The 16545-nt window shown below is 40.4% G+C and carries 12 protein-coding genes and 1 pseudogene; 5 read left to right on the forward strand and 8 right to left on the reverse strand.

Annotated elements, in window-relative coordinates:
- Window positions 1–355: 355 nt before the first annotated feature.
- The 3 genes from AACW75_RS07715 (at window position 356) to AACW75_RS07725 (ending at window position 3592) form a co-directional block, all read left to right on the forward strand.
- Entirely contained in the window at window positions 356–514 is a 159-nt protein-coding gene (locus tag AACW75_RS07715) for a hypothetical protein (RefSeq protein ID WP_186437190.1), read from the forward strand.
- A gap of 10 nt (window positions 515–524) precedes the next feature.
- Entirely contained in the window at window positions 525–3254 is a 2730-nt protein-coding gene (locus AACW75_RS07720; protein ID WP_237297702.1) for a UvrD-helicase domain-containing protein, read from the forward strand.
- Window positions 3255–3448: 194 nt separating this feature from the next.
- Complete coding sequence (locus AACW75_RS07725) at window positions 3449–3592, forward strand: hypothetical protein (RefSeq protein ID WP_186437189.1); 144 nt, start codon at window positions 3449–3451, stop codon at window positions 3590–3592.
- A gap of 340 nt (window positions 3593–3932) precedes the next feature.
- Here the strand turns inward: AACW75_RS07725 and AACW75_RS07730 are convergent, their stop codons facing one another.
- The 4 genes from AACW75_RS07730 to AACW75_RS07750 form a co-directional block, all read right to left on the reverse strand.
- Window positions 3933–4322, reverse strand: coding sequence for a hypothetical protein (locus tag AACW75_RS07730; protein ID WP_061024052.1), 390 nt, complete (start codon window positions 4320–4322; stop codon window positions 3933–3935).
- A complete protein-coding gene (locus AACW75_RS07735) occupies window positions 4322–5935 on the reverse strand; it encodes a DUF4041 domain-containing protein (protein WP_061024050.1) in 1614 nt (537 codons plus the stop codon). Before AACW75_RS07735 ends, AACW75_RS07730 begins: the two co-directional genes overlap by 1 nt.
- A 770-nt stretch (window positions 5936–6705) precedes the next feature.
- Complete coding sequence (locus AACW75_RS07745) at window positions 6706–8085, reverse strand: DEAD/DEAH box helicase (RefSeq protein ID WP_061024048.1); 1380 nt, start codon at window positions 8083–8085, stop codon at window positions 6706–6708.
- Complete coding sequence (locus AACW75_RS07750) at window positions 8079–8609, reverse strand: hypothetical protein (protein WP_145570651.1); 531 nt, start codon at window positions 8607–8609, stop codon at window positions 8079–8081. Before AACW75_RS07750 ends, AACW75_RS07745 begins: the two co-directional genes overlap by 7 nt.
- Before the next feature lie 103 nt (window positions 8610–8712).
- On the opposite strand from AACW75_RS07750, the gene AACW75_RS07755 reads away from it, so the two are divergent.
- Window positions 8713–9057, forward strand: coding sequence for a helix-turn-helix domain-containing protein (locus tag AACW75_RS07755; RefSeq protein WP_061024045.1), 345 nt, complete (start codon window positions 8713–8715; stop codon window positions 9055–9057).
- Between the two features lie 22 nt (window positions 9058–9079).
- Window positions 9080–9474 (forward strand): annotated as a pseudogene (locus AACW75_RS07760) (IS66 family transposase); the annotation flags it as partial.
- 216 nt (window positions 9475–9690) lie between these two features.
- Here AACW75_RS07760 and AACW75_RS07765 read toward each other — a convergent pair.
- Genes AACW75_RS07765 through AACW75_RS07780 form a run of 4 tightly spaced genes read right to left on the reverse strand, consistent with a single transcriptional unit; the run spans window position 9691 to window position 16502 of the window.
- Complete coding sequence (locus tag AACW75_RS07765; protein ID WP_061024042.1) at window positions 9691–10242, reverse strand: hypothetical protein; 552 nt, start codon at window positions 10240–10242, stop codon at window positions 9691–9693.
- A complete protein-coding gene (locus tag AACW75_RS07770; protein ID WP_145570634.1) occupies window positions 10232–13018 on the reverse strand; it encodes a hypothetical protein in 2787 nt (928 codons plus the stop codon). Before AACW75_RS07770 ends, AACW75_RS07765 begins: the two co-directional genes overlap by 11 nt.
- A 9-nt stretch (window positions 13019–13027) precedes the next feature.
- On the reverse strand, window positions 13028–15277 hold the full coding sequence (locus AACW75_RS07775) for a hypothetical protein (protein ID WP_145570632.1): 2250 nt from the start codon (window positions 15275–15277) through the stop codon (window positions 13028–13030).
- The gene (locus AACW75_RS07780) at window positions 15270–16502 is read right to left on the reverse strand and encodes a site-specific integrase (protein ID WP_237297703.1); all 1233 of its coding nucleotides are present in this window, start codon (window positions 16500–16502) and stop codon (window positions 15270–15272) included. Before AACW75_RS07780 ends, AACW75_RS07775 begins: the two co-directional genes overlap by 8 nt.
- Window positions 16503–16545 lie beyond the last annotated feature (43 nt).

Raw genomic sequence — 16545 nt, forward strand, 5'->3', positions numbered from 1 at the left:
TTACGGGAGGCACGTGCCGAGGAATCAATTATCGAATAGAAACTAATCTGCAATAGTGGACTACTATGAATAAAGCAGCGACAGAATCCTTCGGTATTTAGACCGTCAACCTCCCTCGGTAATCACAAATCGAAACAACACCAATCGAAACAACACCAAACCCATTTGCATGAGAATATGGCCAAACCCTATCTCATTAGCCAATTTTTATGAACCACTACAGTTCTATGTTGTTGCCTTTAAGTTCTGAATCGATTAACTGTAAAAATTGATGACACTCAAGTACTAGTAATCTGCCGATAAGTTAGACTAATGCCTCTTTACGAGGCAATCACACTTTAGGCGGTAGCGTATAATGACGCAGTGGACACTTACCACAAACTCTTTCGGTCGAATTTTCAAGAATCAGCTTGTCGTTGAGATCAGTGATGCAGGTATACGAGCTGATTCAGATGGAGAGGTGAGTTTCTTCAAATGGAGAGGTGAGTTTCTTCAAATGGGAGGATTTGGATAACGCCCCAAGTTTGAAAACTACAATCGCTGGCGGTTGCTTAAGCTTTAGTGTTGGCGGTAAGCAACACAGCTTCTCTATGTTAAGCTACCTACTCCCTTTTAAATACCCACACAATTTCTTTCCTCACTGGGCTAATCAGAATGCACAGCATTTAGTTGGATTCTTAGATTCGGTGGAGAATCAATGCCAATCCAGATTTCTTCGCGACTCATCCATACAGAACATACAGATCTTTGCCAAAACAGAACACAAGCGGTGGAGAGGTTGGAACAAAGCTTCGGGTCTATCCGACTTCGCAAAAAATACAGCAGCCCAGTTAAGTCGCATTGCTAATTGGAAAACGGCTGATGTTGAGCGTATTAGACGTGAGTATGTGGAGCGTGAGCTTAACGCCTTTGATTCATTTTTTAACAGCGTGGAATCTAACCCGCTTACCGCCAAGCAAAGAGTTGCTTGCATCACCGACAATGACAACAACCTTCTTTTAGCTGGAGCAGGTACAGGTAAAACTAGTGTTATGGTTGGTAAAACGGGCTATCTAGTGAAAAGCGGGCAAGCACGACCAAACGACATTTTGATGTTGGCGTATGGTCGAATAGCCGCAGAAGAGATGGATGAGCGCATCAAGGAAAAACTAGGATTTGAAGATGTAAAAGCGAGTACCTTTCATAGCCTAGGCGTGAAAATAATTTCACAAGTTGAAGGCAAAGCACCAAGCTTATCGCCCTTGGAAGGTGACGTACGCGCAAAAGTGAAGTGGATGAATGAGGCTATTGCCTCGCTGATGCAAAATGTTGGCTACAAGAAAGCGTTACTCAATTATTTCAGTGCGTATTATTTCGTAGATAAAGATCCATTTGAGTTCAAAACCCAAGGCGAACACTTAAAGTATCTCAATGATAACGATATCCGCACGTTGAAAGGTGAGAAGGTTAAAAGCTTTGGTGAAATGGTGATTTCCAACTGGCTTTATAGAAAAGGGATCAACTATCAATACGAAGCTAAGTATCGAATCGATGTCGCCACGGAACAATACCGACAGTACGAGCCCGACTTCTATTTGCCAGATTATGATATTTATATTGAGTATTACGGTACCGATGAAAACGGAAACCCGCCACCATATATCGATAAAGAGAGATACCAACAAGGCATCAAGTGGAAGAGAGAAACGCATACCAAGTATGGAACAGGGTATGTTGAACTGTATTACCATCAACACCGAAATCGCTCGATGTTAGAAATTTTGGAGCGTGAGCTAATTGCTCGCCAGGTGAATACAAATCCTCTACCCGATAATGAGTTGCTCGAAAGTTTAGAGAAAACAGGCCAAGTCACAGAACTGGCGCGCCTTTTAGGTTCGTTAGTTGATCTGTATAAAGCTGCTTGTCTTGATGAAATGGGTATTCAAAAAATAATAAAAAACTCTCTAGACCCCAAGCAAACCGCTAAAGCTTTGGAATTGTTGATGCCATTGTACCAGCGCTACCAAGACTACCTTTCAGAAGAGAACTTGATTGATTTTAACGACATGATTTCAAAAGCCTTGTCGTATGTCGAAACAGGTCAATTCGAGTCGCCTTGGAGTTACATACTCGTTGACGAGTTCCAAGATATCTCAGAGCCTAGGGCAAGGCTTGTAAAGGCGCTTCGAGATAATAAAGAAAACTCTTCGTTGTTCTGTGTTGGTGATGACTGGCAGGCAATCTATCGCTTTAGTGGCGCTGATGTTCGCTTAACGACAGACTTTGAAAAGTACTTCGGTGCAGCGTCTAAAACGACGCTTGATATGACCTTCAGATTTAATAGCGCTATCGGAGATGTGGCAACGCGTTTTGTTACTCAAAACCCCGTTCAGCTTAAAAAAGAGATTAAGTCTTTAGTTCAGGTTAGCAAACCAGCGGTAAGCGTCATTCGACAGGGAGCCGAGGAGCAAGGGATAACTGCATTGGATAAGGCGTTTACGTCTATTGCAAATCATGTACACGAGTCCAACTCGCCACATAAGAACAAAGTCTATTTACTGGCAAGGTTTTGGTACCAAATGCCAGATGCTAATTACCTACAGTGGCTGAGACAGCGTTACCACATGTTAGACATTGAGAACCAGTCGTTCCACGCATCTAAAGGTAAAGAAGCAGACTATGTTGTGGTTATGGGGCTGACAACAGGTAAACATGGTTTCCCGTCCGAGAAACAAACCCCTACGCTTATTAATGCGTTATTGCCCCAAGGAGATACATTTGAACACGCAGAAGAGCGCCGATTATTCTATGTAGCGCTAACCCGCGCGAAACACAGGGCATACTTAATCGCGGACATGACCGATGCAAGCGACTTTGTTACAGAGCTGATTAAAGGAAACTATCCAGTAGAGACTAATGAGTTTGATATTTCCTTAGCGCAACTAAATGCCGACAAAATGGTTTGTCACTCTTGTAAAGTTGGCGTTCTCAAACCTCGAGTTGGTCAATACGGCAAGTTTATGTCTTGTACACTTTACCCACGCTGTAAGCACAAGGAAACACCTTGTGATAAGTGCGGGAGTGCCATGAGTCGTGAAACCAAAGGCGATTATCAAGTTTGCATTAACTCTAGTTGTGAACATGAGCGCCCAATGTGTTCGAATTGTGGTAGTGAGATGAAATTGAGGCGTGGTAAGTATGGTGAGTTTTGGGGGTGTTCTACTTATCGCAGGAACGTTGAAAATAATTGTTCGTACAAGATTAACGTCGATTAGATAGCGAAATCCAGAAACAACAAAGGGCTATCAGCCACTAGCTTTCTAGCCGTTTTAATATGACGCTCTCAACAGGATTCGAACCTGTGGCCTGCCTCTTATGAGGGGCAGGTCAACCGCTCGATGGTCAGCGTTTTGGGCCAAACGATGTGTTCGAAAAAGCGTAAGAGAACATAAGTAAAAGGTTGTTGAATTTGACCATCTATCTAATTGTTGAAACAGACAATGGGGCAGAAGCAAGCTTGCCACATACAGTTCTTAGCTTTAAACTAACGTTGAGAGCCTCGGGTATCCCTGCTTTTTCTTGGATGTACTATTTACTGTCTGGCCAGAAGTAATTGTATCGAATTGAACTTGGCTTAATTGCAAAGCAGACCACCGAGGACATATGATAAGTCTAGGTGCTTTCCCTTCCATATACTTTGGTGATAAAACACCCGACGCTGCACACAGAATGTGTTCCCTCTTAGTTTTGAATGACAAACATTCTGTAGCTGTTTACAAAGCCATAGGCATTGCCTGTGGCTTTGTCGTATCTGGGACTAAAAAAACTGGTGCAACAGGCTTACACACAAATTAATCTATTGATAGTTTCTTATGCTCTAAACACGTTTAGGGGCAGCTTCGTGTTACCCGACTCCACGAGAAACAATTTAGGTAAACCTTACCAGTGATTATTCACGGTTTAATTCCAGCTACAATCTGTTTGAACATCAATGCAGAAGATAGATGCGCTGCTGGGCTTTCTGAGAACGCCTCACCATACTCCTTTAAATCACTTCGGAACTCTTTTTCGTCTTTCTCTAGTCTTCTGATGATCCTATCTACCGAGTTTAAGATACTCTCGATAAACATTGATGTACATTTCTCAGCATTCACACAGCAAATATCCGCATCAATATCGTGATAATCCAAAACTGTAGCTGACAGGTCAATGGAAAACTCTCCATCACTGTATTCGCACATTACTCGCGATACTTCTGCGCTAGGAAAGCAGCGCTCAGTAGCTCTTGTTACAACTGAGGATACTCGTTGAATGCGCTTTAAATCATTTATTATACTAGCCATTAACCACTTTCCTTTAAAAACTTGGACTCTTCATACTGCGCAGCAACAACATCCCGAACCAAGTTAAAGTCACCTTCAACAAACTCATTTAAAGCCTCTTCAACTTCTTCAAAAGTCAGGTTAAAGAACTCTCTTCGGTGATTGACTTTGTTGACTCTTCGAGAGGCAAACTTAGAATGAAGTTTGTTTTCCAAGGCTGGGGCATCATCAGATGGTATAAGAGCATGGACATCAAAAAAGAACGGAACAGATGCATCTCCCAATTCCTTCACACGATCCATAGGCTCTAAACGTCGTGTCATTCCAATCTTGTACACATTTTCACCAAACGATCCCTTATTTGAGATAACATAAACATATCCTGACCTTGTGAGCTGAGCCATACTTAGCGCCCGCTCTTTCTCAGCAGTCGCACGTTCCAACTTAAGCTTCAGCTCTTCGATATGAGAGTTGAGCTTTTCTACTTCTTCTTGGTTCGCTGTTTGAACTCTGGCTAGAGCATCACTCAAATCTTTTTGAAAAGCTTTTTCCTCCTTTTCACGAGCAGTGACAAAGCTTTCTATCTCTTTTTTAACTTTGGCTTCTTCACGCAGAGACTCTTTCATGAATCGTTGTTCTTCTAGCTCCATCTCCTTTTTATACTTATATTCAAAGACATGGCGCTGCTCTTCCAGACGCAAAAATAGTAGAGTTCTATTCAGCTCTACGTAGCTATCATCACCACTCTTATTGACCTTTTGAAACCACTTGTCTATTTTTTTTGCATTAGCGGTGAAGTTACGTGCATTAGTATTAGCTATAATGTTGTCTACTTCTGCATTAAAGGCAGTTATCAGAAATTTACCATGTCTCTTTTGCCTTGCCTTTCCTTTAGCAAGATTGTCATTCCAAAGAATATCTTGAAGAATATCAAATGCGTTACCCTGTTTTATCAGTTCCTTCTGTTTATTTTTTACTTGTTGCAAAGATACCTTAATTTCATCGCTAGTAGGCCCATCAAGAAGGTATTCAAATGGCGTCACTGTAGAGAGAAGATCCTGATGTTCTTTAGTTAACTCCAAGTCACGCAACTCTTCTCGGAGCTTCTCAATACTGCTAGAGAGTACCTTTTCGCGGGTTTCTCCTGTTTCAATTTTTTTCTCAACATCCGCTAGTGCTTTATCTGCACGAGCCGTTGCTTTATCGACGATGGCTTCGGCTTCAGCCTCCGCATTACTAAGAACTTTTTCACGTTCAGCTTTCGCTTCAGTCAGAATTAGGTCTTTTTGTCTATGTGCATTCTCAATTTCTTCAGCTAATTCTGACTTTTCTAGTCCTATAGAATTTTCATTCTCTTGTAATACGAGTGCACACTGTTTTTCTATATCAGCAAGGTGCGATCTGGCAGCCGCTCTATCTTTCTCGCACTGGACTCTAACGTCATGACAAGTAGCTCTAAGCACGAGCAACTCCTCTTCGAGCTTCATTAAATCTGTAGCCTTCATATATTCAGGGGAGGCTAAAACTTTTTGAATACTCGACAATTCTTCTTTCGCTTCACTTAACTGTTTTTCAAGCTCAGTAACGTTAGCTTGGGCATCCATCAAGAGGGACTTTTTGACTAATCCAAACATTGTTTTTCAAACCTAGATATGTGATGTATTGATTAACTTGGTAAAGAACCGACTAAACACCCACCAAACTCATAGACACTTTGTGGCATAAGGGAAAATAGGTCAAATAACCTCGTATAGAAATGAGGTACAAAACAGTTCTAGCTTAGAATGGGGCAAAAATAACTTCGTTTCGCAGGTAGCGAATCGCAACCTGCGCATCGCAACTTGCGATGTGGGTGGTTTACTTAATAAAAACCAGCGTAAACATCAATCAATTAACATTTAAAATCAATAATTTACAATTAAAATAGCACCATAGCGATGCTGATAATTAGCCTTCGATTGAAGAGAGTATTTCGTATAAAAAAGCTCTCCAGAATAGAGAGCTTTGATGGGTTATCGGTAGTATTGTTTTTGACGCCTCGAGTTATGCTTCCAACTTTTTGCTAGGCCATACACATACGACGGGTAGTCGTCCCATGGGTTAGCTAACGCTCTTCCTCGCGCGGCTCGCAGTTTAATCGGGTAACCTCTACACTCAACCTTGTGAAGAAAATAATAGCTCTTTTCCTGCTTGGTAGAAAAGTGCTTATGAGTTCCACTGCGAACGCTTGGATAAAGATCCCAAAGATATTGGCGCTGGTATTTTATACGGTTCCGGTACTGCTGTTTTAGCTTTTTCATTTACCCTCCAGGTTTGCATTACCTAGAAGGGGTCCTTTGCAAAGTAATTCATTCCGGCCTCCCCAATGTGCCTTTAGTGAAATTGTAGCCTATGGTTTCTTCAACTACATGGAAGAGAAAGCCGAGATCACTCTCTGCTTAAATGCCCCAAGTCGAAGCTCATCAAACGTCCCTAGTGTTCCATAGAGACTATTTGAACTGTCTGTACTGCTTTCCCAAGATACTGTTGTTCTCCCACTATTTTGGGACTCAAGCGGAAGCGCGACACTTAAGCTATTTCCTCGACCAGAGAACTCTGTTTCGATAGGTTTCCCCATACTTACATAGAGACGAGACTCAGGAATATCTTGTTCAATCCTTTCAGAAAACTCAATCAGACTTTGTTCAGCAAAAGTGAATAACCACGCTTGTTGGTTTATTGTATTATTCACACGAAGTATTCTTCCGAGCACCTGCCTGAAATACAATTCCGTTTTGACTGAACTCATGTGGCAACATACTTGAAGGCGAGGAATATCAGTACCCTCACTGATCATACCTACACTAACAATCCATTGTGCATCGCTTTGTCGATAACGCTCTATTTCTGCCAGCGGTTCTTCATGTCGATAAGTGACGATAGAAACGGTTTGCCCAAATTTTTGAGATAGTATCTCTTTGATTGTTTGCGCATGTTGAACCGACGCTGCAACAATCAGCCCACCGGCATTGGGGGATCTGGTACGTACTTTTTCTAACCGCTCACACCCTAAACAGAGTAGATATTCCATCGCCTCTTGGTTGTGAATAACACTCTGGTAGGATGCTTTTGTCTGTTTAAGCATCTCTAATATTGATGAAAAGGATTCGACTTTTTCGCTACTACTAACAGATAAGTGTTCATTATCAACCAAGACGATTTTAGGCCTTCTACAAACACCATCAGCTATAGCTTGTTTAAGAGTGTATTGGTAATCGACAAGAAGCTGTCCGTCTGGGTCGCTATACTCACCCATGACAATGGGTAAAGAGTCTGAACGCCACGGTGTACCTGAAAGTGCGAGGGTAAAAGTAGCAAGCCCTTGAATTTTAGTGAGAACTTGATGCCCCCAAATGTTCGCATTTTCAACCTCAGAGCCAGAGCAATGGTGTATTTCATCAAAGACAACAAAGACCCTGTGATTACGCAATGTTTGCCAAAACTCATCAGTAAGGAACTGGATAGATTGGTATGTTAAAGATTGCCCTATAGCTCCCATACCACCATTAAATGTGCAATTAAGTATCGACGAAAAGGTTCTTTTTACACCATCAGAAACCGTCAGTGATGGCGAGAAGCACAATACAAGATCTACCATGTCACTTTGTAGCAGCCTTGACGCAATAGTAGCGGCAAGCACTGTCTTACCAGCCCCTGGTGTAGCTTGGCAAAAGAAATGGGATCCGCTGGATTGATATTTTTTCAACGCTCTGTCAGAGCATTCACCTTGCCATTCCCTTAACACGGTTCATCTCCTTCATAGAGAGTATTAAGAACCCTTGTTAAAACATTCACTTTACCGAGCAATAAAGCGGCGCGCTCTTTAGCCTCTTGATGCAAAGGGGCTAGTTTATTTTCTAGCTCAGGAAATCGAGATACGATCGATTGATACTCGTCAATCTCCCCAAGTACGATCTCAAGTTCACCCTTATATTCATTACGTTCATTGCTCAAAATGGAATAGTTTTGAATGGGTACTTTAGGCTTTATATCCGCTTGGTTATTCGTGGTTACATTGTTATGTAAATCTTTAAATTGTTCCGTTTGAAAGTAATGCTTTCTCCGACCTGAGCCCTCACTTCGCAACCAACTTTTCTTTTCAAAGTGAAAAATTGCTCGGTACACCTTTTTACGAGCTTCGGCAGAATTGGAGTCCACATTATCAAGTGATAGCCATAAATCTCTCGCTTCTAGCACGGTGAACCCATCTAACCCATTTTCTATCAATAACTTGTGCATGACCGCACTAATTCTTCGAGCCCGTTTCATTTCCAAAATTACACCAACCAAAAACTAAGGATTGCTTAGTATACAGAAATCCATAAAACTAAGAAAATCTTAGTCAACTTGAGCTCAGAGAAATGAAATCTAAGTGTCATTTAAAAACCCAATCCCAGAGCGACTCAAACAAGCTCGAAAAAAAGCAAAGCTCTCTCAAAAAGCCTTGGGAGAAAACATAGGTATGGATGCAAGTTCAGCAAGCCCTCGAATGAATCAATACGAAAAGGGAAAACATACGCCGGATATCAATACGTTAAAGTCAATTGCAGATGAACTTGGTGTGCCTTTGAGTTACTTTTTTTGTGAAGATGAGATTTCTGCGGAGTTAGCTGTGAATCTAAATAAGCTCTCTGAAGCGGATAAGCAGAAGATTCTTGATGTGACAATGCGGCTTATTGAAGAGTCATTTGAAAATAGTTGTCCGAAAGGGGATTAGCTACACGATCCAGCGAAAGGGCACGGAGCGTCAAGCGCATGCCAAGCCGATACTGGGTGAACTTTACGAATGGATGACGACCTAAAAAGTGATAGGCTCTAGTCCACTAGGTAAAGCGATAAAATACACGCTCGGGCACAATGGCCAAAGCTCATACATTATATAGATGATGGTCACTTATCTATCGATAATAATCGCGATGAACGCGCAATTAAACCGCTAGTCATTGGCCGAAAAAATTGGTTGTTCTCAGACACACCAAACGGTGCTGATGCGAGCGCCATGCTTTACAGCATCATCGAGACTGCAAAAGCCAATGGTCTTATCCTCTACGAATACATGGTCAAGTGCATAAAAGAGCTGGCGAAAGTAGAGTCTGATATCGACTCACTCCTACCTCGGAACTTCAAACACTAACAAGTCGCCCCGCAGATTCATGAGGCGGATACTACAGTGCGGCTTTAGTTTGAATTATATTGGTGTTCTTGAACGTGGTGAAAAAATGTGACTTTAGAGAAGGTGTTTACGGTATCTAAAGCTCTCAAATGTTCAATCTATAATTTGATTCCAGATGAAGATTAAACCCAAGATATATGCATCAGTTTATAACGAAAATATAGCTTTTTTGACGACTTACATAAGTCCCATTTTTGCTTTCAAATCCAAAGGCATCTTGGCAACGGCTAAATCCAATGTTTCTTTGACGCTTCGAGCTTTAAGTGCGTTGTGCTTTTTTTCTAAAGATTGATGACTCTGAACAATAACTTCTTTTTTATTAACTCTGATGCCCGTTTTCTTTCTTTTTAATTGCTTCTTTTGTTCAATTTCATGCATCTCTAAAAGCTCTTGATTAACATCATCAAAGAAGCCTTCAATGTCTCTACTGAATGAGGACGCATTGAAAATGCTCTGTGCTGACCGACCAACCACTCTAGCTACATTAGACTTTTTAATTTGATAGAACTTCTTAGTCTTATTTGTTACTACCTCACCAAAGCTTGAAATCGCTTCTTCAGCTTCCTTTTTTAAATCAAGAATGGCATGGTAAGCTTTATGAGTAGTATGCTCTGGGTCGTCAACAACCCATGATGGTTGTTCATTTTGGGCTGATTTGTCTGAAGTATCATCTAACGAATCCAGAAACTCATCCGACATAAGCTCATCTAAATCAAAGTCATTGGGCATACAGCCTTTCCTCTTCCATAATCTTGCTTTCTATAGCATCAATTGCTTTAGTAATTGCAGCTAGAATCTTGTCGACACTTACAACGTTCTTTTCACTTCTAAGCTCTTTGATGCGCTTCCAGCTTGATTTGAGTGTTGGTAGGTGTGCCTCTAAAAAGAAACCAAAAGCGTGCTCCTGTAACGACTCTTTAACCATTGGTTGAATCACTTGCCATATCCCTTTGATATTACCCTCAGTGATGAGTACATTGGTACAATTCAGACAAAGATCAGGCTTGGCATCTTGTGGGTTTAACAACCCCATTTTCGAACATTTTGCTCTAGAATCCGCTCCATCACGAGGAATACAAGTAGCGAAAGTATTCACCTGAATATCAATGATACGACCACTTAACGCCTCTCTTAGAGCAAGTATTCCATTATCATCTTTCACTTGCGTTAATGTTGTCGCTTTTTTCACGAACTGTGCCAAACCGCCTACGTATTTTTCACCAACTTGTTCTGACTCTATAATCAGCAATTCGACCAATGAGTTTAGGTAACGCTGCTTCGCTGATTGCATTAACCCTCTAGCATCTTTATCCCTTAGGTACGCCATGAAGAAAGAATTATCTAGGTGAGCAAACTGGTGGCGTATAACCGCACCCACATCACCCTGATAGCGTGTGAGAACTGACTCAGCCCATATATGACGAAAAGCGTGGGGAGAAGGATAGCGCACACCTTTTAATAACTCAGAGCTAATATCCATCGTTGTTTTCTTATCATTCAAATCCACTGAGCCATTGACTAGCAGCGCTTTAGTTTCATCGGAAAGATAAGTTTCGATAATTTCTTGATGCTTTGTATTTTCAAGAGGCTCACCTTTAGATAATAGTTTAATAGAGGCTTTCAGCGCTTTTTGAGCTTTAGCGGAGTTAAAACTTGTGCAGGACAGTCTCACCCAATCTTTTTTCACCTCTTGAGCACAAGAAAGCAAGTTCTTATAACGAGCACTGCCAATACTGTATTTGGCTGACAGCAATTCTAATTCTTTTTGCTCATCAATCGTCAACTGAGCAGTGTGCTTGCTATTTAAGGTATCGAGCTTAACCACATCATTAAAAGGCTGGTACGCTCTGACAAAGCCTTCCCAATTCGCTCTAACTCTATTATCAATGTATTTTCCAGATTGATTAATGCTCTCCTTTTTAGCCTGTTCTGCACAAGAATATAGGCACGGCTCATCACCTTCACGCCCGAACACCTCATTTAATTGTGCGGCAACTTGATAGCACTGAGAGGTGATTTCTCGATTAATTTTGGTAGAACCGCCCGTTTTAGGGACAAGCCATTTAAGCTTGAAGCGAAATGGAACGTGAGCATTGTCGAGAATATCCAAATTCGGTTCAGAGTGTATCGCATTCAATGGAAAACCGAATTCAGATAGTCGATAGCCTGTCCACGCCACAACAAGATTAGTCATCGCATAAAGTGGAATATTCAGAATTGCTTTAAAGCTTCGATACGTTTTTAACTCTGAATGAAAAAATTGTTTATTTGCCCAAGCGCCAATATCAGCAAGAAACAGCTCCCTCCCCAATCTTTGCTTAGAGACAATTATTTGCATTTTTTCGTACACATCATCTACGGATAATTGGCTTAAAGATTCTGCCTCTAAAAAGGTTTTATCTAATGAAAGCAAATAGCCTTGCCATATCTGGTGTGATTTCTTATTCCCCTCTAAACCTAAGTATTTTTGCAGCATTAATATTCGAATTAATTCCACTGAATCACTTCGAGAGAATAAGCCTAACTCAATAACTAACGCTTCAATGGATTGGTCTTTTAAAGGCGTTACCAACTCAAATCGCTTCAAGTATTCCTCAAAAAGCGCATCTCTCACTTCCACTGCAAGAGCATTAAAATTAATTCCGCCTCTGTGGGTGGTAGGCTTATACTCTTTGTCATTTAATATTGCAGTAAGTATGATTTCACGGAGGCTATTAGATAAACCGGCATCTAAACTCTTCATCCCATATTTAGTGTCGATACTCTCAAATACCAACCGACATACAGAGGCATACAGAAAGTCGTTTTGATAAACCTGATTAAGATGGTCAACGTAATACTGCCCCAACTCAAGCCCAAGAAAGTTAAAGCTACCGCCTTTTTTAAACTCATTGAGCGTTGTGCTGTATTGTGATTGACAGACTTTATCTAAGCTTTTTTCTATTTTTTTTTGTGTTGGAGTGGAATCAATAACACCAACAACACCCAATGCTTTAAGATTATTTCTTATTTTATGAAATTGAACTGGTCTAATTGATCCTCGATAAGAAGGCGTTGATATACGATTCACAAATCCATACTGGTTGGTCGCTCTTCCCATAACTGATGTCCAAAAAGGCTCCAATGACGATACAGTAAGGCTTGTTGCGCTATTCTCTTTAAGGAAGGCGAAAAGGTGCAGCATCATTTGATAAACGGGAAGAACAGCTTGAGAGTCCCTAGGACTGATGACACTCAGACAAACTAACTTTGCATATTTTTTCGCATTTAAAGGGTGGTCACACCCATCCTTTAAGTAAGTCGCTATGGATTCATGGTTAAAAGCGGGTAAATCAAACAATGAAAAATCCAATGTTGTGATAGCGCCATTGTGTCTAATCTTAAAGTACCAAGTATCAGAATATACATCGCCTTTATCACTCATGAAAAATGGGTTAGCGGTCAACTTTAAATTCTGGTCATACCAAAAACTATCAACTGGATTTTTAAATACTGTTTGTGCCATAAATCCCCCTTACATCGAGTGAAAGACGCTCATTACCACGCCGTTTTTTATCATTAAGTCAAACTGCTCCCTACCTTTACGTTGTGATGCTTTACTCATCTTGGGTAGGGTGTCTTCTAGCCATTCCACAGTCGGTATCACAGTTTTAAATAAGTGGTCAGGATTATGAGAAAGGAGCTTCTTATAGTTCTTTTTGAATTCATGGAGATAATTGTACATTTTTAAAACAGTAATAGGGCTATCTGAGACATAGATCGGCGATAACGCTTCATTTTCTTTTTGGTCACTCAACGCCATCACGCCCACTTCATTAACTCGCCCCTTTTCTTGCCCTGTGACGACTCTAAGCCTTGCATTCATTTCCTCATGCTTGTATGAAATCAAATCTGTGACCGCCATAAACTCACTATTAAATGCTGCGACTTGTTTTTCATTCTCAGCCTTAAAGTTCAAATTAAAAACATTATGAATCAAATCCAGCATCACCTCACGAGTGATTCGACCAGAGCTATTCATCCATTCTTCATTAGCTTCGGTTAGGTAGCTTACTTTCTCAGTTTGGTTCGAATGAGAGTTTCGATTAATCAAGTAATTCAATGTGTATGAGTCACTAAATGCATGAACTGCACTATTTTTAATAACTTGAAGACCGAAAATACCTCTCTGGCAAGGTGATTGCGATTGAGCGACTAATTTACATCTCTCTTCTACCGTTATTTTTTTAGTGTTATCAATAACATTGTCAGGATGGACACCGTGGGAAATCAGTACGCAAATTACTTGAGGCATTAAATTGGGTTGCTGCTGTTTTTCGTGTGCAGCTTTAAGCTTTTCAGACAAATCGCTTATTTGAAGTATCGCAGCAAAAACACCTAAAAGTGCGTTGATGTTGTTACTAATTACCAATAATTGTTTAGCAAAGAAAGGCAAGCCTTCATCCTGCTGTTCAAGTAGTGTTAAAAGCGCCTTACCTTCTGGTGTTCGAGCGGATAAAGAACGGGTTGTATGAAACACTTTAGCCCGACCTTTAAAATACTCGCACTCAATATTAGTGACTCTTCCACCAACTTTCATCAACCTAAAATCAGAGTGCCTTAGTTTAGGTATGTCATTTGGTTGCACCGTTAAGCTGGCCATCAACCAAGCAAACATTAACCCCTCTACATTAGTCAGTGCTTTTGATGAATCGCCATTTAACACACCCTTAATCCACTCGATAGAGAAAAGAGTGCCATCTAGTACTGCAGAAGAATGCAAACCTGTGAAACCCACATTAACTTTCGTTTTGTCACGTCTTTTATTCAAAAAAAGGCTATCACACTCATTCTGGCTCTTTAATGCTGGAGTAATAGTATTGTAGGTAACTAAACTACTTGAATTAGAAAGAATCAAAACCTCTAGCGCTGCTTTAAGGGTATTCGATGAATTATCTTGTTTATGGTAAGCAGACAACATCAAATAAATGATATTACCTACTGCTTTACACCTCTCAAATCTACTATCCTTTGACTCAATAACTAACCAGGGACTTAACTGCGGTTTAATACTCCTAATCAGCGCTTGTAGTTCATCTTTATAGGTTTTCAATTCAAGAATAACAGTAGCTGCGGTTAAGCTTAATGAATTCACCGCCAACTTTGGGGAAGCGAGAGCGGAATAAAGCTCACTTCCAATACCAATATCGTCTCTTCTTAACCAGTCTAATGCACCGAAATAACTGGCTATAGATTTTTGAGACTTATTCAGGTTAGGGGTGTGTTTTGTTTTGCGAAGCTCAATAAGATACGCATACTCATCACTACTTAACTCTTTTCTTAATGATTCAGACTCAATGGCATAACCCAATACACACTTCAAAGTAATTAAAGGGCTATAACCACCATGATTCTCTAACTCATCCATACGGTCGGTTTCGTAAAGTTTTATAGCTTCGTAGCGATTTTCAATTTTGTGGGCATTGAGCCACTCAATGAATGGTTTGGCTGCATTCGAAAAGTATACTGTTGCAGAAAACGCAGCACTTTTATCAAAAAAGGCGTAGTTATAAGCCGCAATCATTGCCTTGTAGATAATCGATTTATCGGAATCCTCGGTGTCAGTCATGGATAGAATATAGGCAGCACTTTTTCTACTCTGAGGGATAGAAATAGACTTAACAGAGAAAGGCAACTCTAGTGATGCTATCGGTTGCTTTTTCTTAAATTCACTTGATAGCACCCTTTCTATCTCAGCGCTTGAAAATTCCTCTAAATTATCCAAGAACCACCTCCCTTAGTAACTGCTCTCTCTGGCCACAAGCATGAATATACATTTTTGTGGTTTGGTTTGAATACTTGCTATCTACTTTGTGTCCTAAGCGTCTTGCGGTTTCAATATACACTGCAGATTCCGTGGTAATCGATTCGTATGATTTCTTTGCTTGTTGGCAACCTTCATAAAAAATATCAGTGCCAAAAGAGTGTCTTAAGTGGTGGTAACTCAGCGCTTTATCCAACTCTTGGTAACCTGAGTAAGCTTCTGGATTCTCTTGTATTAATTTGCGAACTTTCTCTAACACCCTAGAAAAAAGCTGAGTGCCGTATTGTTTACCTACGGGCTTACCAAAAGTGTCATTAGTAGAGTTGGAGACCAATAACTGATTACTCTCAGTTTTAGGGCGCTCTTGGTCGTAATAACGCTTCATTAAACTAAGGTGAGAACGCTGAATATAAAACTTTCTCTTTGAACCATATTTTGCGTGAAAAGAAGCTAGGTGGTACTCAAATTCCTCTTTATCAGGATTAACCATCATATCTTTAAAAAGGTTCAATAAGCCTTTTTGAATAAAGCCATCAGACTTAAAGTCTTCCAAGTAAAACCCTTGGTTCTCTTTGGTCCGACAACCAAGCTCTCCACCATTGCGTAGAACAATCTCCTCAAAAAGAGTATTTGTATTGGCGTAAAGCAATTCCCTTGTCGCTGGAAGGAGATATTTTATGATAAGTTTTGATTTGCTATTTAAGCGAACTAATTGTCTATTTTCTGAATATATAAAGATTTTTTTATATGACATATCAAAGAAGTAAGAAAGCCAGTTGTAATAACTCTCTAATGACATTACCGCTCGATTAACGACAACTTCACTAGCTTCCATCTTATGAACTAGATGGTCATTAATGAATGTATTCATATATTCATCGGGAAGAGCAATATGGTTATCGAGTGTAAGTAGGGGCTGATCTGATTCTTTGGCATAATCTTCTAACCACTCAAGGAAAACACCCAATTTCTCACCTCTGACGTTTTGAGCATCTTCACCAATTTCAACCTCCTTGAATTGGAAGTCATATTGTTCTGTCTCAGCGTTCTTTACTTTCTCATGGACAACAGAAAGCCCATTCAAGGTGGTGTAACGACTATAAAGGCAAGGTAACAGAAGTGGCACATCGTTATCATCAAGATAAATCCAGTGCTGGTTATGAGTTTTATCACGTACTCTTTGCATACATTTTTACCATTAAGTTGCCACCTATAAGTGAAAGGTAGTA

The organism is Vibrio sp. L3-7, assembly GCF_963898195.1.
GTDB classification, from domain to species: Bacteria; Pseudomonadota; Gammaproteobacteria; order Enterobacterales; family Vibrionaceae; genus Vibrio; species Vibrio echinoideorum.